The organism is Pseudoalteromonas sp. APC 3355, from assembly GCF_030407615.1.
GTDB lineage: Bacteria > Pseudomonadota > Gammaproteobacteria > Enterobacterales > Alteromonadaceae > Pseudoalteromonas > Pseudoalteromonas distincta.
Genome location: NZ_JASDDB010000016.1, coordinates 89406 through 103342 on the forward strand (window position 1 = coordinate 89406; position 13937 = coordinate 103342).

13 protein-coding genes are annotated in these 13937 nt (G+C 36.9%); 3 read left to right on the forward strand and 10 right to left on the reverse strand.

The window, feature by feature from the left end; translation table 11 throughout:
* Nucleotides 1-962: 962 nt before the first annotated feature.
* The 3 genes from QMA08_RS17765 (at nt 963) to QMA08_RS17775 (ending at nt 4585) form a co-directional block, all read left to right on the forward strand.
* Complete coding sequence (locus tag QMA08_RS17765; RefSeq protein WP_290175106.1) at nt 963-2027, forward strand: replication initiation protein; 1065 nt, start codon at nt 963-965, stop codon at nt 2025-2027.
* A 359-nt stretch (nt 2028-2386) separates the two neighbouring features.
* Nucleotides 2387-3583 carry an AAA family ATPase gene (locus tag QMA08_RS17770; RefSeq protein WP_290175107.1) on the forward strand — a complete coding sequence of 399 codons (1197 nt, stop codon included), beginning with the start codon at nt 2387-2389 and terminating at the stop codon, nt 3581-3583.
* A 6-nt stretch (nt 3584-3589) separates the two neighbouring features.
* Nucleotides 3590-4585 carry a hypothetical protein gene (locus QMA08_RS17775; RefSeq protein ID WP_290175108.1) on the forward strand — a complete coding sequence of 332 codons (996 nt, stop codon included), beginning with the start codon at nt 3590-3592 and terminating at the stop codon, nt 4583-4585.
* Nucleotides 4586-4910: 325 nt separating this feature from the next.
* On the opposite strand, the gene QMA08_RS17780 is transcribed toward QMA08_RS17775, so the two are convergent.
* Genes QMA08_RS17780 through QMA08_RS17825 form a run of 10 tightly spaced genes read right to left on the reverse strand, consistent with a single transcriptional unit; the run spans nt 4911 to nt 12941 of the window.
* Nucleotides 4911-5627, reverse strand: coding sequence for a hypothetical protein (locus QMA08_RS17780; protein ID WP_290175109.1), 717 nt, complete (start codon nt 5625-5627; stop codon nt 4911-4913).
* Entirely contained in the window at nt 5624-6364 is a 741-nt protein-coding gene (locus tag QMA08_RS17785; RefSeq protein WP_290175110.1) for an iron transporter, read from the reverse strand. The genes QMA08_RS17780 and QMA08_RS17785 overlap by 4 nt, the downstream gene beginning before the upstream one ends.
* Nucleotides 6351-6704, reverse strand: a complete 354-nt coding sequence (locus QMA08_RS17790) for a cupredoxin domain-containing protein (RefSeq protein ID WP_149592766.1) — start codon at nt 6702-6704, stop codon at nt 6351-6353. The genes QMA08_RS17785 and QMA08_RS17790 overlap by 14 nt, the downstream gene beginning before the upstream one ends.
* The gene (locus QMA08_RS17795; protein ID WP_290175111.1) at nt 6697-8010 is read right to left on the reverse strand and encodes an ATP-binding protein; all 1314 of its coding nucleotides are present in this window, start codon (nt 8008-8010) and stop codon (nt 6697-6699) included. Before QMA08_RS17795 ends, QMA08_RS17790 begins: the two co-directional genes overlap by 8 nt.
* A gap of 26 nt (nt 8011-8036) precedes the next feature.
* On the reverse strand, nt 8037-8696 hold the full coding sequence (locus tag QMA08_RS17800; RefSeq protein ID WP_024599432.1) for a response regulator transcription factor: 660 nt from the start codon (nt 8694-8696) through the stop codon (nt 8037-8039).
* A 7-nt stretch (nt 8697-8703) separates the two neighbouring features.
* Entirely contained in the window at nt 8704-9351 is a 648-nt protein-coding gene (locus QMA08_RS17805) for a hypothetical protein (RefSeq protein ID WP_290175112.1), read from the reverse strand.
* Nucleotides 9352-9372: 21 nt separating this feature from the next.
* Nucleotides 9373-10143 carry an SDR family oxidoreductase gene (locus QMA08_RS17810; RefSeq protein ID WP_290175113.1) on the reverse strand — a complete coding sequence of 257 codons (771 nt, stop codon included), beginning with the start codon at nt 10141-10143 and terminating at the stop codon, nt 9373-9375.
* Nucleotides 10140-10829 carry an iron-containing redox enzyme family protein gene (locus QMA08_RS17815; RefSeq protein WP_290175114.1) on the reverse strand — a complete coding sequence of 230 codons (690 nt, stop codon included), beginning with the start codon at nt 10827-10829 and terminating at the stop codon, nt 10140-10142. The genes QMA08_RS17810 and QMA08_RS17815 overlap by 4 nt, the downstream gene beginning before the upstream one ends.
* A complete protein-coding gene (locus tag QMA08_RS17820; protein WP_290175115.1) occupies nt 10822-12291 on the reverse strand; it encodes an AMP-binding protein in 1470 nt (489 codons plus the stop codon). The genes QMA08_RS17815 and QMA08_RS17820 overlap by 8 nt, the downstream gene beginning before the upstream one ends.
* On the reverse strand, nt 12288-12941 hold the full coding sequence (locus tag QMA08_RS17825) for a thermostable hemolysin (protein ID WP_290175116.1): 654 nt from the start codon (nt 12939-12941) through the stop codon (nt 12288-12290). The genes QMA08_RS17820 and QMA08_RS17825 overlap by 4 nt, the downstream gene beginning before the upstream one ends.
* Nucleotides 12942-13937: the final 996 nt, after the last annotated feature.

Consider the following 13937-nt stretch of genomic DNA (forward strand, 5'->3'; position numbering starts at 1 on the left):
TCTTAAAATACTTTGCGAATAGCCTTGATAAGTTATTTCAGTTTTGACTTATCCTATGAGTTTATTCATGACTTACCTCTAAGTTATGGGATAACCCCAAAGTAAGTGTGGCTCAAATGATAAGAATAGGATCTCAGCGTAGCGGCTTAGTTCAACAATTTAATAGTGCGCTCGTCGCGCATACTTCTACCGAATCCATGCGCATTTATTCACATTATATGTTTTAACAAATAACCTAAGGCACTACTATCATTAAGTTTTCTAAAATTTTAAGGTAGAGTTAAATGAACCAATATGCGCGCAGCGCTCATTTTAATAAATATGTGCGCAAAGATCAGTTTAACCAGTCAATTAACGACTATATTAAGCAAATCTCAATGACTGGTTATCGCTCATTGCTGCCTTCCATATGAATAAAGATGGATATTAAATATTTAAATGCGTTCCACATTGTGGAAACACGGTTATCAATACATAATTCTGGTTAAATACACCAGGATTATGTATTCACTATCGAATACCTCCTTAAATACACCATAATTTTGTAATTTAAAGCTATTAACTTTACATAATTATGGTAATTACACTAAAAACACCACTATTTTGTACTCTATATTCAAGTAAGACTTAGTTTAAAGACTTAATAAACAAACTGAGATAACACAATTATGGTATTTTTCATCAAATGACTCATGTTAGATACAGATAAGTGGTGTTTTATAATGTTAGATAACACAATAGTGGTATATCAACACCATTATTTTGTTATTTATAAGAACAAAAAAAAGACAAAGCATTGAATTTTAGTTACTTTTAATAAAGAATGAATATTATTGATTACATGTAACTGGTAAAAAACACCAGTTTTATGTAAAACAATCGTTTCGAATACACACAAAATTGGTGTTGTTGACCAGTATTGTGTATTTTAAGCTTAATGATTACAGCTTTCTGGTGTGCAAATGGAAAAAAAACTAAACCCAAACCCAATTTCTCGTTCAAATTTACCTAAACATATAAAACAGGGCCATAAACTTGTATTCAGCCGCAAAGATTTGTCGCAAAGAGAAGCTGATTTATTTGCACTAATGATGGCACAGATGAAAGATTCTGACTGGGAAAAAAGCACACCGCAGTATACATATACGGCTAGTCAGCTGTCAGAATGGCTGAATATCAGCTCTAAGCACGTTGGCAGTATTTTATCTCCTGCTGCTGAACGACTTGCAAGTTACAAAATAGGTATAAAAGTAGAAGGAACCTCTGGCGACTGTGAATTTGATTACAAACCTCTATTTAAAAATATTAGGTACAAACGAGGCGTGTTAACAATGGTGCCTAACGACATGCTTGAAAGTGAATATATTGAATATAAACAAGGGTTTGCATTAATAACAACAAGAACATATTTAGATATAAAACAAGAATACGCAAAAAGATTGTACGAAATTTTAAGCCGATTTAAGAAAGACGGTTATGAAATGCATTATATTGCAATTGAAGAGCTTAAGGGACTTTTTGGTTTACTCGATGAAAGTGGGCGACTGAAAAAAAATAAAAGCTCATTTAAAAACAACGGCGTATTCATGAAACGCTGCGTTAGAGATAGCATCGAAATCTTACGTGAACACCCTATTGCTCGTAAGGAGTTTTTATTTCTAGAAAGCGAAAATAACGACATTGGTTATGAATTAAAAACACAAGGTAAGAAAATTTCTGAAATAAAATTTCTTATTAGATGGCTAAATAAAGGTACTACAGAAGAACTAAATACTCATGATGCGCTAAATACAGTGAAAGAATTAATTTCTAAACAATTAATTCAAAAGGAAAAGCTATCTCCTGCAGAACTAACACAGCTAATGTTTGCTTATCGTTACCTTGGCCAAGATGATGAGGCGGATAAAGTTGAAAAAGCTCTAAATAGAAGCATGGCTCTAAATAAAAATACAGTAAATGAAAAAGAGAAACAGCTAAGAGATGAAGTTAATTCTTTAATAGAGTTAACAAAAGATATCGACTACTAAACACACCATAAATGTGTAATCACAATACCAGTTATATGATCAGCAATACCATTTTAGTGATCACTAATACCATCAATATGATCACCTATACCATTAAAGTGATCATAAACACCATTAAACTGATCTAAAACAAGTTAAAAACCTTTATTTTTCAATTAGATAAGAAGTCTATATATTAATAGTCTCTATATTCTTTAATAGAAATAATATAATTTATAGTGTCTGTGTATAAGTGCATAACATTGAAATACATAACAATTAAACAAGAAACTAATTATTCCATTTAGTGTTTACAAACTCATTAATATGCAGCATTATATGTTAACTTTATAAAATGCTGCATATTTCAAGGTAAGCTGATGGATGACAGAATACTAAAAATAGCCACTAGGGCGAAACTAACCCTGGAGGCATTGTCAGAGAAAATTACTAATTCTCAGATAGAATTTAATGCTGAAAGGTATGAACCTACATACTCAAAGTCTGCAGTCGCAAGTTTACCAGAACTAGCTAAGGCAAAAGTTGATAAAGCTGTAGCTGAGATGGAGCAGGAGGGATATCAGTTCCAAAAAAAGCAGGCTGGTTTAAATAATGTTTATAGCATGGGGCATAAAGATATTACTGCGATTTATGAACACAGAGGCGTTCCTAAATACCGTGATAAATTTAAACAAGCCCATACAATTTTCCTTACAAACCTTAAAGGTGGCGTTGCGAAAACGGTTTCCAGCGTGACCCTCGCTCACGGATTAAGGTGCACCCCTGCCCTACTTCACCATGATTTGAGAATTCTAGTGCTCGACCTAGACCCACAGGCCAGCGCAACAATGTTTATGAAACACGACCTTTCTATTGGCGTTGTAGATGAAACTGTTGCCCAGGCAATGCTACAGAATGTAAGCCGTGAAGAATTATTGGAAGAGTTTGTTAAACCAACGAACGTATCTGGCGTAGATATTATACCAGCCTCTATTGAGGATGCATTTATAGCCTCTCAATTTGAAAAGTTAGCAAATGAGCATCTGCCTGGACAAAATATATATGATGTTCTTCAAGAGAATATAATTGATAAGCTAGAACATGATTATGATTTTATTTTTATTGATTCAGGGCCTCATTTGGATGCATTTCTATTAAACTCTTTTGTTGCAGCCGATACATTTTTAATACCCGTCCCCCCTGCTCAGGTTGATTTTCACTCGACATTGAAATTTATGCAAAGACTCCCTGAACTTTTTGATATGACCGAAACGGCAGGCAGTGAAATCAAACTTAGTTCTATATTTGGATATATGGCTAAGATTGCGAGGAAATCAGACCACGCTGATGCCCAAAGCCTACTTCGTGAGGTTTGCGGTGCAGATATGCTAGATACGTCTTTGCCGTTATCTACAGCATTTGAACGTTGTGGTGAGAGTTTTGGGACTGTTTTTTCAACTAATCCAAAATTTTATCCTGGTGATAGAGATGCGTTAAAAAAAGCGCGTCTAAAGGCTGAAGAATTCACACGTTCAGTATTTGACACAATTACGTTTAATAGAAAAAACAAAGGCTAGACCACTATGAATACCAAAAAACGAGCCGTGATCGGACGTAAAATTACAACTACTAATCTAGATGAGCTTATTTCAAAAAATAGTGGAAATAATATAGTTGAACGTTCACCTATTTCTGAACGAGACATTGAATGGGAACGTGTTGAAATTGAAAGCCAGGATGTTTTAAATAAATGTACAAAATCAATTTATAATAAGCGATCCTTTAAAGACTTGTCTTTAGCATCTGTGCTCGATATTTATCATTCGATAAAATCTACAGGTGGTAATACCGAAGCCGTTAGAGCCGAACTTGTTGATGGAAAGTATGAAATCCTAGGCGGTCTTCGTCGTGCCTACACTGTTTCTCTTTTACCAGATACAAAATTAACCTTAGTTGTTGCCAAAGATTTAACGGAAGAAGAACGTGCTCATTTCGCCTTAGTAATGGATGAATACTCAGAGCCTAGCTATATGGATAAAGCACGCTCCATTAGTGAGTTAAAGGATAAACTGGAAAAAAGAAATGGTATGGAGCTAACAGGGACAAAACTTTGTGAAATTCTGGGGATGAAAAAAAGCAACGTCTACTACGCGTTAAGCTTTTCAAATATACCTAACGATATTATAAAGCTGTTCCCTGCCCTAAAATTTATATCTACTCCATTTCTACGAGAATTAGTTAAACATAATAAAGATAATTATCTCGATAATTTAGCTTCACATTTTAAATCGATCGAAACATCACAGCTTACTGGTAAAGAATCTAAAGAAGAATTATTAGAAATAGACGAATTTTTAGAAAAGGAATCTAAAAAGTTACAACGCGATATTTTAAATAAAATTAAAAATGATAAAGCTCGAGATAAAACTGCTTATAACGGTAAGTTCAAAGAGCTTATTAAAAGTAACCTAAGTGGTGTAAAATTTACGACGACAAAGAATGGTGTAAATATTTCAATAGACGAGTCCAAAGTGAGTCCCGATATATTAGAAATGCTTTTAACGAGCTTTAATTCTTAGTTTTACCAATATAAACTTTATTTAAAATGCTTTTTCCACATTGTGGAAAAGGCATTTTTATTAAATTGGAATTACCTGCGGATAATGTATAAATTTTCTAGCATGAATACTTATCAATATCTCCCAACTTAATCCCCCTTTTTGGCAGTAGTAACGTATATTTCTTTTAAACGAATATCACCATATTGAGGTGACACTGGACTTCCCACAGTTTGCTAGACACTTTATTCAACGGCTTAAGGTGAAAATTTTTAATTAAATTTGCGACTTGTAACATTTAACGCGACAACTACCCTAATTAAAAGGGCGCATATAAAACGTGTAATTAAAATTCAAACTCTAATGCGAGCCTAAAGCTATGATTTTTTTCAGATTGGCTTATCTCAGTGATAAACCCGGCTTCCCATTTTAATTGCTTTTGGCCATCAAAACGCTGCAAACCGATAAACCCAGGGCCTATACCAACGAAGTCTTCTCCTACGTACACCTCAATAGATGGCTGAAAAGCAGAACGATAACGATAGCGGTATTGTGCTCTAAACTCACTTTCCCATTCATTTTGAATATCCTGCCCCCATTCATAAACCAAAAAAGCATTCATAGTTAAGCTTGTTTTACCAAATTCTTTTTCGATCACGAAACCCGAGGTTGCCTCAAATACATCTTCGTTATGCTTTTTCTCAAGCTCAAATAATGCGCCCCAATCAGCCCATAACTTACCTTGTTCAATTAGTTGCCAACGTAGCTCAAGCTCGTACGCTTCTAAGCCAAAATCGCCGTTATCGTCTCGCTCACCAACTATGTAACCTTCTAGTGCCATTGTATCGTTAATAGCACCACCGCTACCCAAACGCTGCGCGAGTATGTTGCCGCTATCTGTTTGATGCGACACTAACCGCCACTCAAACTCACGTTCAAAAGGTAAAACATAAGGGTGATATACCTTATCAACAACAATACCATCAGCATTCGCTTGGGTTGGGAGTAACAACACACAAACAGCGGTAAAACTAAGCGCTAAATATAGGTTGAGTGCTTTCATACACGTTCCTTAGATATTGAAGCCGAAATAACATAACAAAGTGATAAAAATATCACGCTACTTGTACTATATATAAGTACACTCATTAGATCAGGGGTAGCCTCATAACCAACAAGAGCACGCAATACGCGCCCAAGCTCAGAGTTTTCGCTTAATACATCGCGTAAATCCCACACGGTTGCGGCCTTGGTAATTAAATCTATTTGGCTTGCCAAATCCAGTGCAACTAATAACTTAGCCGCGCTGTTAAAAGCAAGCAAAGTAAAATGCGGATACATACCAAAGCGGTGCTTAATTGCATTCATTAAAAAGTACAGCAATACGCTAAAACTTAAACAAATTCCAACACCTAATAAAGTGCCAATAAATAAGCTTTGCCCTGCATCATTATTTTGCCAAAAACTGGTGAGGTAAATAATATAGTGGCTTAAATACAATGTTATTGTGCTTATAACAGCAATATAAAAAGCCGCTGATTTTTGCTTTATTGCAAATACCAATACGGCAATAAATATAGTAATACAGAGCCCTATTTGTGAGTACTCTAACCCTTGGTGTTCAAACCACTGACTCACCCATGAAGCACTTTGCATGTACAAAAACGACATGAGCGCGCCAATTAGTAAAGCAGACCCTATTTTAAAAGCGCTTTGTTTTTTAACTACTTGTAGTAGCACTAATAAAATAGCCACAGGTAGTAATTGATTAAGGCTCATGACTAGACTAGTTATTAGCATGCTGCGCCCCTTCATCACCAACTATAACAACGCCCCTTGCTGTATTTGGCGAAAACTCACCAAAAAATTCGTAATGCCCTTTACTCAGCGGCCCTATATAAATAATGCTTTTACGATTTGGGTAGAGTACTTTTTCTCTGTTTAGATCAAAGCTATCAAACTCTTCTGGTGTGCTGTCTTGGTTTTCTATCAATAGTTTTACTTTTTTATTTGCGGGAATTGTAATTTGTGAGGGATAGAACAAATGATCTTTTAAAATAATAAGGTACTCTTTACTCGCCGCGTTAAACGACAAAAATAACAAACAACAAAGGCACTGATTAAATAAACGTTTAGTCACTTTTTACTCCTGTAAAAGTAACCTTAACGGTTAGCCCACCTAAAGGGCTATTCGCTAAATGAATACTTGCGCCATAAATAGCAATTATGTGTTGAACAATCGCCATACCTAAACCGGCACCTTGCTCGCCTGATGGATGCTGATCGCCCCCCACGCGATAAAAACGATTAAATATTCGCTCTTTTTGCTCATCAGTCATGCCTGCACCAGAATCATCTATTTGCCAACTATAGTCATTATTACTTGATGCTAATTTAATTATAATTTGACCATTACTAGGTGTGTATTTTATGGCATTGCTAAGTAAATTAGCGATGAGTGTGGTTAATGTAAACTCATCACCATTAATAATAAAATCATCGCCTTCAAGACTAATAGCTTGGTTTTTTTCATCTATTTTGTCGTATTGCTCCGATACGACTTGCTGAGTAATCGTTAGCAATGATTGTTCGCTAAACTGCCTCTGCCATTGTTCAGGCTGGGTACGCCCTAAAATTAGCATTTGTTCAACAATATTACTTAAGCGATTAATGCCTTGCGACATAGCTTGTAATTCTTGATGGTCTTGCAGATTACTTTGTTTATTAGCCAAATTATGTACATTAATTTTTAAACTACTAAGTGGAGTACGTAACTCATGAGCTGCATCTGAGGCAAAAAAGCGCTCTCTTAAGTAGGCAGTTTCTACGCGTTTAAATAAATCGTTTAAACGATTAATAACCGGTTTAATTTCTTCGTCGGTTACTTGCCAGTTAATTGGCGTAAAGTCGTTTGCTTGGCGAGACGCCAGCTGCTTAGATAATCGAGTAAGAGGGGCCAATGCGTATTTCACAAAAAAACTTATAAAAATAGCAAGCAGAGGGACTGCCCATAGCATTGGTAACATTGCCGATAAAATAACGGCTTCAGCTAATTCAAACCGCTTTGCTATAGGCTCAGCAATGATGACTTTACGAGTATTTTTGCTCATTACAAACACTCGCATACGCTGCCCTGCTAAATTGGCAGTTTGAAAGCCCTCGCTAAAACTAATTTGGTTATTCGTAAAACTAGATGAACCACTAAGCAAACTATTATTTTGCCAAATTTGATACAACAACTGAGCACTATTATTACTTACTTGTACTGCATCTGTGCTTAGTGCCAATGGTTGCTCAATTAAAACGCCAGCCACTATTTTAAGTTCATTATCAAGCAAGTTTTCGCCGTGGTGCATACTTTTTTGATAGCCTTTTACTAATGCTAAAAAGCAAGTTAGCACCATCATTGAAAGTAAAATTAAGGTCAGACGTTTACGAATTGACATTTTCAACCTCGAAAGATAAACACACCCTAACGCTTACCAACCACGTAGCCAATGCCACGTAAGGTTTTAATAAAATCGCTAGGGAATTTTTTACGAAGATGATGAATATGCACCTCTATGGCATTAGAGCCAACTTCTTCACCCCATTGGTAAAGTTTATTTTCGAGTTGTTGTTTTGATTGTACCCTTCCCTGATTTTCCATCAGCGCTTTTAAAAGCATGTATTCTTTTCGTGGTAGTGTAAGTGATTGCCCACTTAGTGCAACTGTATGAGCAGAGGTATCCATTACTACATCACCACAGCGCAATAAGCTTGATTGCGTTTGGTTAATGCGCCGGCTTGCTACGCGTAATCGAGCAAATAACTCAGCAGGGTCAAACGGCTTTGCAAGGTAATCGTCTGCTCCCATATCTAGCCCTTGGACTTTGTCGTCAATACTGCCGCGAGCAGTTAAAATAACCACTGGAATTACTTTTTTTTGCGCTTTAATATGCTTTAAAACTTGCGAGCCATCGCCATCAGGCAACCCTAAATCGAGAATAACAAGCTCAATCTCACCACTAGAAAGGCACTCTAAGGCATGTTTTACTGTGCCACTGTGCTCTACACTGTAGCCCTCTTGGCGCAAGGAGCGAATAAGCCCTTGCGCCACTAAATGATCGTCCTCAACGAGTAATAAATGCATTATGTGTTTATCTTTTTAATTTTTTATCTACTTTTGCCAATAACTGACTTATTGCTTGTTGACGATATTTATCTGCTTTTGCCCGAGTATCACGAATCCCAGCAGCCTGCGCTACAAGTAGTCGTGCTTTAGCTTGTTTATAATCGCCTTCGTCATACAAGTATTCACCGTATAAGTAATTAGTATCAATGCCTTCGTGATTAAAAGCGAGCGCTTGTTTAAATAATTTTTCAGCTTTGTCGTCATCACCATAACCAATTGGCCAACCAGGTACTTTGCTATAAAGCGTTGCAAGACTTGCGTAAGCTGAGCCATTCAGTGCAGTGCCATCAATTGAGAGTGCATTTTCGAGTGACGCTTTTGCTTCTTTTGCTAAACCAAGTGCGCCCAAGCCCCCTTTTGCACCTGCAAAGCTGGCTAAGACAATCCCATTCCAAATATGTGTTTGCGCCGAGCTCGGGTAGTTTTTAACAAATAACGCGCTTTGCTCACTTAGTTGTGTAAACGCGTCTATTTGCGCATCGTCTTCTAGTTCGTAATTAGCAATTGCCCACTTTTGTTGAATATCGCTTAAGTCTTGTGTTTCATCTGCGTGTACTGCAGTTGCAAATACAGAGGTTAGTATTAAATAAAATGCGAGTGTAAATTTATACATAATTTTGCCCTTGTGTGTTTGTTAACTTAAAAAACGTTTAATTTTAGGAAGTTGTTTTGCAATAGCGTTATCAACAATGCTTGGGAATACGCCATTTATGCGTGCAAATAATTTTTCAGGAAAACCAATAAAGCGCCTTGTTTGGTTCGAACTTATAAGTGCTAATAACTCTTGAGCTACTAATTCAGGCGAGTCCATTTTATTACCGAGCTCTTTATTCATTGCTCGCGCTTTAGTGCTATTAATGGATGTATCTGTTGCTCTTGGTGCTAAATAGGTCACTTTAACGCCTGAACCATTCAACTCACGTGAGAGAGCTTCTGTAAAACCACGTAAACCAAATTTACTGGCGCAATAAAGCGTTTGAAATGGGTAGCCAATACTGCCAAACGATGATCCCACGTTAACAATGGTGCCTTTGGTATACGCTAACTGCCCTAAAAATAGCTGGCATAATTTAATAGGCACCGACAAATTAGTAATGAGCATATTATCTATTTGCTCATTACTTGTGTGCTCAAGGCTTTGCATTGTATTTATACCAGCGTTATTAATAAGTAATTTAACGCCGCCGAGTTGTTTGGCTTTTATTGCTAGGTTAATACGTGTTGTATCGTCGGTTAGGTCGCCCGTAAATATTTCACTGTCTGGGCATTCACGGCTCAGTTTTTCAAGGGCTTGGGTATTTCGCCCTACAAGCAGTAACTTCCACCCTTTTGCATATAGGGCTTTAGCAATTGCTTGCCCTATTCCGCCTGTTGCGCCAGTGAGCACACATAAAGCGCTACTCATGCCAATTTGCCTTGTGCACTTGCTTTAAAAAATGGTTCGTCATCGAGTCCACGAAATATATCGCCGTATAAACGATAAAAGCGCTTTGCACCATGAAGTATGGCTTGCTGATCCGCCTCATCTGTTATTTGGTTCATTAGGTTTTCAAAAAACTTTACATGCTCTATATCAAGCGCGCCGTGAGAGGTTAAATAACTAAATGCTTTTTTAGGTAAGCCCACAGCATTTGCAATGTTTGAAGCCGCGCCATCAGCTAGCGCTATAGAAGTGCCTTCAAGCACATGCACCATGCCAAAAAAGCTCAACGGATTTTTACGTGCAATGGAGTCGTACGCATACGACACCATCATTTCGGTAGCAAATTGCGGCTGACTACACCGCACTGTCTCTTTATCAAAACCACAGGCTGCAATATCGTTAAGTACCCACTCTTGATGGCCTATTTCTTCTTCAATGTATTCTGCGACCGCTTCGCGCAGCCACTCTTGATCGTCGGTTAATCGTGCACCAACCGACATCATTAATGGCACAGTATGCTTAACATGATGATACGCTTGCGCTAAAAACGAGGCGTATTCTTCAAGTGATGCTTCGCCTTTAAAAACACGCTGAATAATCGGCGCTGCAAGCAGGTAGTTTTGCTCTTGTTTAGTTTGCTCTTTAAGGGTGTTAAAAAAATCACTCATTAATTACTTCTCCAAGTCGGTAAAATTGCTCAAACACAGCATGGTATTGCTTACTTATTGCATCTCGTTTTGGGCGATTATTTGTTGTTAATAATCCTTGTTGCACACTTAATGGGGCAGCTAAACGATGCCATTTTTGAATTCGTGCATAGTCGGGTAGTTGTTTATTAATTGCGTTAACGTATTGCGCTAACGCTGGGTCACTTAGCTTTGAATCGGCATAAATAATGGCGGTTAAAAAAGGTCGACCTTCACCAAACACAACCGCCTGTATAATACCGCTTTGGCTGAGTAATAGTGATTCAGGCCACTCGGCACTAATATTGCGCCCCATGCTGGTAATAATTAGGTTTTTTAATCGGCCTTTAATAAATAAGGTATTTTGATGCTGCTCGACTAGATCGCCAGTTGCATACCACTGGTTTTTGTCGTGAGGTTGATGATTCAAGTAACCTAAAAACAAATCGCCTTTTATAAAAAGCTGGTCATTTTCAACTTTGGTTTGAATATGAGGTAACACAGAGCCGGCACTGTGGAGGTTATCGTTTGTGGGTGTATTTAAACTAACGACAGATGCCGCCTCAGAAAGTCCATAACCTTGGTACACTGGTAAGCTTAAGCTACGCGCTTTAACTATTAGCATTTCGCTGACAAGCGCACCACCTACTGCAATAAACTGTAATGAACTTGGCGGTTGCCACCCATCTTCTGCAAAAGCAACTAAGCATGCTAATAGCTCTGGCACTAAAATAAGCGTATTTGGCTTAACTTTATCAATCGCAGCTATAAGCTGTGCGGGCTGTTTTAATGCAGTTCCAATAAAGCCTAATTCATTTAATGGCATTAAATGCACTGTACCGCCACTTTTTAAAGGCGCATATACACCGGCTATATTTTCAAGCAATACAGCAAGCGGCAATAAACATAAATGCACAGGCTTTTTAATATTAATTTTATCGCAAAGAGATTGAGCTACCTGCATTTGACTCTTTGCAGATAAACACACGCCTTTTGGTTGCCCAGTCGACCCTGATGTAAACGTTACTTTTTGAGTTTCTGGAAAGTAACTGACGGGTTTAGCTACAACGATTTCGTAAATATATAATGTGTAACACTCAAATAAATTGATTGATGCGGTCGGCTCCCCAAATAAAGGGTTTAGCGTGTCGCTCATAAATAAATGTGCGCCGCATTGCGCTAGTACATATTGAGTTTGTTGTTCACTAAAAAAGTGAGCAATTGGCACAGCCACTTTATTAGAAACTGCAGCAGCGGCATCAATAACAAGCCAAGCTGGCGTATTATCGAGCTTATAAGCGACACATTTGCCGTTAAAGCTTTGTAGTATTTTTACTACTTTTTGTATTTGCTGGTTAAACTCATCACCGTTAATTTCACGTGTTTGATCTTTACTGTGGGCAATAATTAATGGCGATACTACATGGGTATTATAGTAGTTCATACATTCACCAATGCGTTTACCAACGAATTGATATTTGAGTGGTTTTGCTGCATTAAACTATAAAGCATTGGGGTATTTAATACTTGTTGGTGAGCTTGCTCTAGGCTCACAATACATACTGTTGGTTGGTTAGCGTAATAGCTGCCCCACTTTAATGGGTCCTCAACTACAAAACTGCTAGCAAGTGCAATTTCAGTACACGTAACACCAAGTAAGCGCAATAAAGCACGCACTTTGTTGGTTGCACAAAACACTAAATGTTTTGCCCCCACACTTTGCAGAGCTTCGTTAACAATAATAAAATGTGCCAGTGTTGCTCTGCGATTTGTAGAGCAGAGATTACCAAGTTCAAAAATTTTATTGCGGGAAATACTCTCATCTAAAAAATCTTCAACGGGTGATGCTAAGTATTGCTCAATAAACAATGGCGAAGTTGCTTGCCTTAGCCCTAACGTGCACTTTCCTTGCTCGGTAACATATTGGCAAAGTAGTGGCATAAAAGAAGTAAGCTTAGCGTTATACGCAACTAAAAAACCTTCTTTCACTGTATTTTCGAGATTTTTTCGATGCGCATCATTAATACGAGCACTAATAAGCTGACTGTTATTTTGTGTTAAATCTAATGATGTAGAAGTATGGGCTAATTGCATAAGCTCGCTCGTTTAAACCTGTTTATATTTCAGGGTTTAAATTTAACGAGCGAAACTTAAAGAAAACTTAAGGTAAGTTGATTAAAATTAGAAAGCTAAATAGGACTCTTATCAAACAAAGTCTTTTTTCATTTACTTTTCCACATTGTGGAAAATACTCCTATACCTGAATCCTTACTACAGCTAATCACTTGCTCAAATAGCTTCTTTTCAAATGTGTTTATAGGCTGTTGATCTTTACAGATTAAAGTTCATTAAAGCTAAGTGTTACTTAGTTACTGCGAAAACTTCGTAATTTATAGAGTTAAGTAAGACTGAGCAAAGCTGCTTTCCTCTCTTCATGACCTTTACCCACATCAATATATGCAACAAAGAGTAAATAGTTGTTAGATAAAATTTCTTGGACAATGCCTGATTGGCATAGTATTACGTTATTGTTCATTTATGAATATACCTAACATATAGGTTTAAACTTAATCATAGAGAACAACAGACTTTATTATTTATGGTTGATTAAAGCTTTGAATTTTTGGAATTGGAATTAGTACTGCTGGGCTTCAAAGGCCCTCATTTTAATGAAATGATGTTAGCAATCGAAATTCCATATTAAAAGCTTATGCAGAGTGGTGGGGGAAGTTGTGAAAGCAAGTCTCTCGTAATGAAGGTGGGTTTAACTATACAAGGTAGAGTAAAAATACTACGAATCCATATAGATTCGATTTAGATTCTTTTTTAATTTTTATTGTATTAATTTATTTTTTCGGAATAGCAAACATAATATGAAAGCTTATGGCCAGATGTTCCAATTAGAATAATGAGGTTTAGTTAGATATTTAAAAATATTGAACGATTTATCTTGTTTATGATTTATGAGACAGATTACGTTGTTCAGTGGCTGCTATTGTAAATATACTATTCCTATACACGATGGCTCGCATATACCTTTTTTATCATTAAAAAAGTGCAAATTTATATGTAATTTACTCTTAAGAATAA

Bases quoted from the DNA above. Each gene is read 5' to 3' on its own strand.
- QMA08_RS17765 (WP_290175106.1), top strand. From the start codon at position 963: ATGGAAAAAAAACTAAACCCAAACCCAATTTCTCGTTCAAATTTACCT.
- QMA08_RS17770 (WP_290175107.1), top strand. From the start codon at position 2,387: ATGGATGACAGAATACTAAAAATAGCCACTAGGGCGAAACTAACCCTG.
- QMA08_RS17775 (WP_290175108.1), top strand. From the start codon at position 3,590: ATGAATACCAAAAAACGAGCCGTGATCGGACGTAAAATTACAACTACT.
- QMA08_RS17780 (WP_290175109.1), bottom strand. From the start codon at position 5,627: ATGAAAGCACTCAACCTATATTTAGCGCTTAGTTTTACCGCTGTTTGT.
- QMA08_RS17785 (WP_290175110.1), bottom strand. From the start codon at position 6,364: ATGCTAATAACTAGTCTAGTCATGAGCCTTAATCAATTACTACCTGTG.
- QMA08_RS17795 (WP_290175111.1), bottom strand. From the start codon at position 8,010: ATGTCAATTCGTAAACGTCTGACCTTAATTTTACTTTCAATGATGGTG.
- QMA08_RS17800 (WP_024599432.1), bottom strand. From the start codon at position 8,696: ATGCATTTATTACTCGTTGAGGACGATCATTTAGTGGCGCAAGGGCTT.
- QMA08_RS17805 (WP_290175112.1), bottom strand. From the start codon at position 9,351: ATGTATAAATTTACACTCGCATTTTATTTAATACTAACCTCTGTATTT.
- QMA08_RS17810 (WP_290175113.1), bottom strand. From the start codon at position 10,143: ATGAGTAGCGCTTTATGTGTGCTCACTGGCGCAACAGGCGGAATAGGG.
- QMA08_RS17815 (WP_290175114.1), bottom strand. From the start codon at position 10,829: ATGAGTGATTTTTTTAACACCCTTAAAGAGCAAACTAAACAAGAGCAA.
- QMA08_RS17820 (WP_290175115.1), bottom strand. From the start codon at position 12,291: ATGAACTACTATAATACCCATGTAGTATCGCCATTAATTATTGCCCAC.
- QMA08_RS17825 (WP_290175116.1), bottom strand. From the start codon at position 12,941: ATGCAATTAGCCCATACTTCTACATCATTAGATTTAACACAAAATAAC.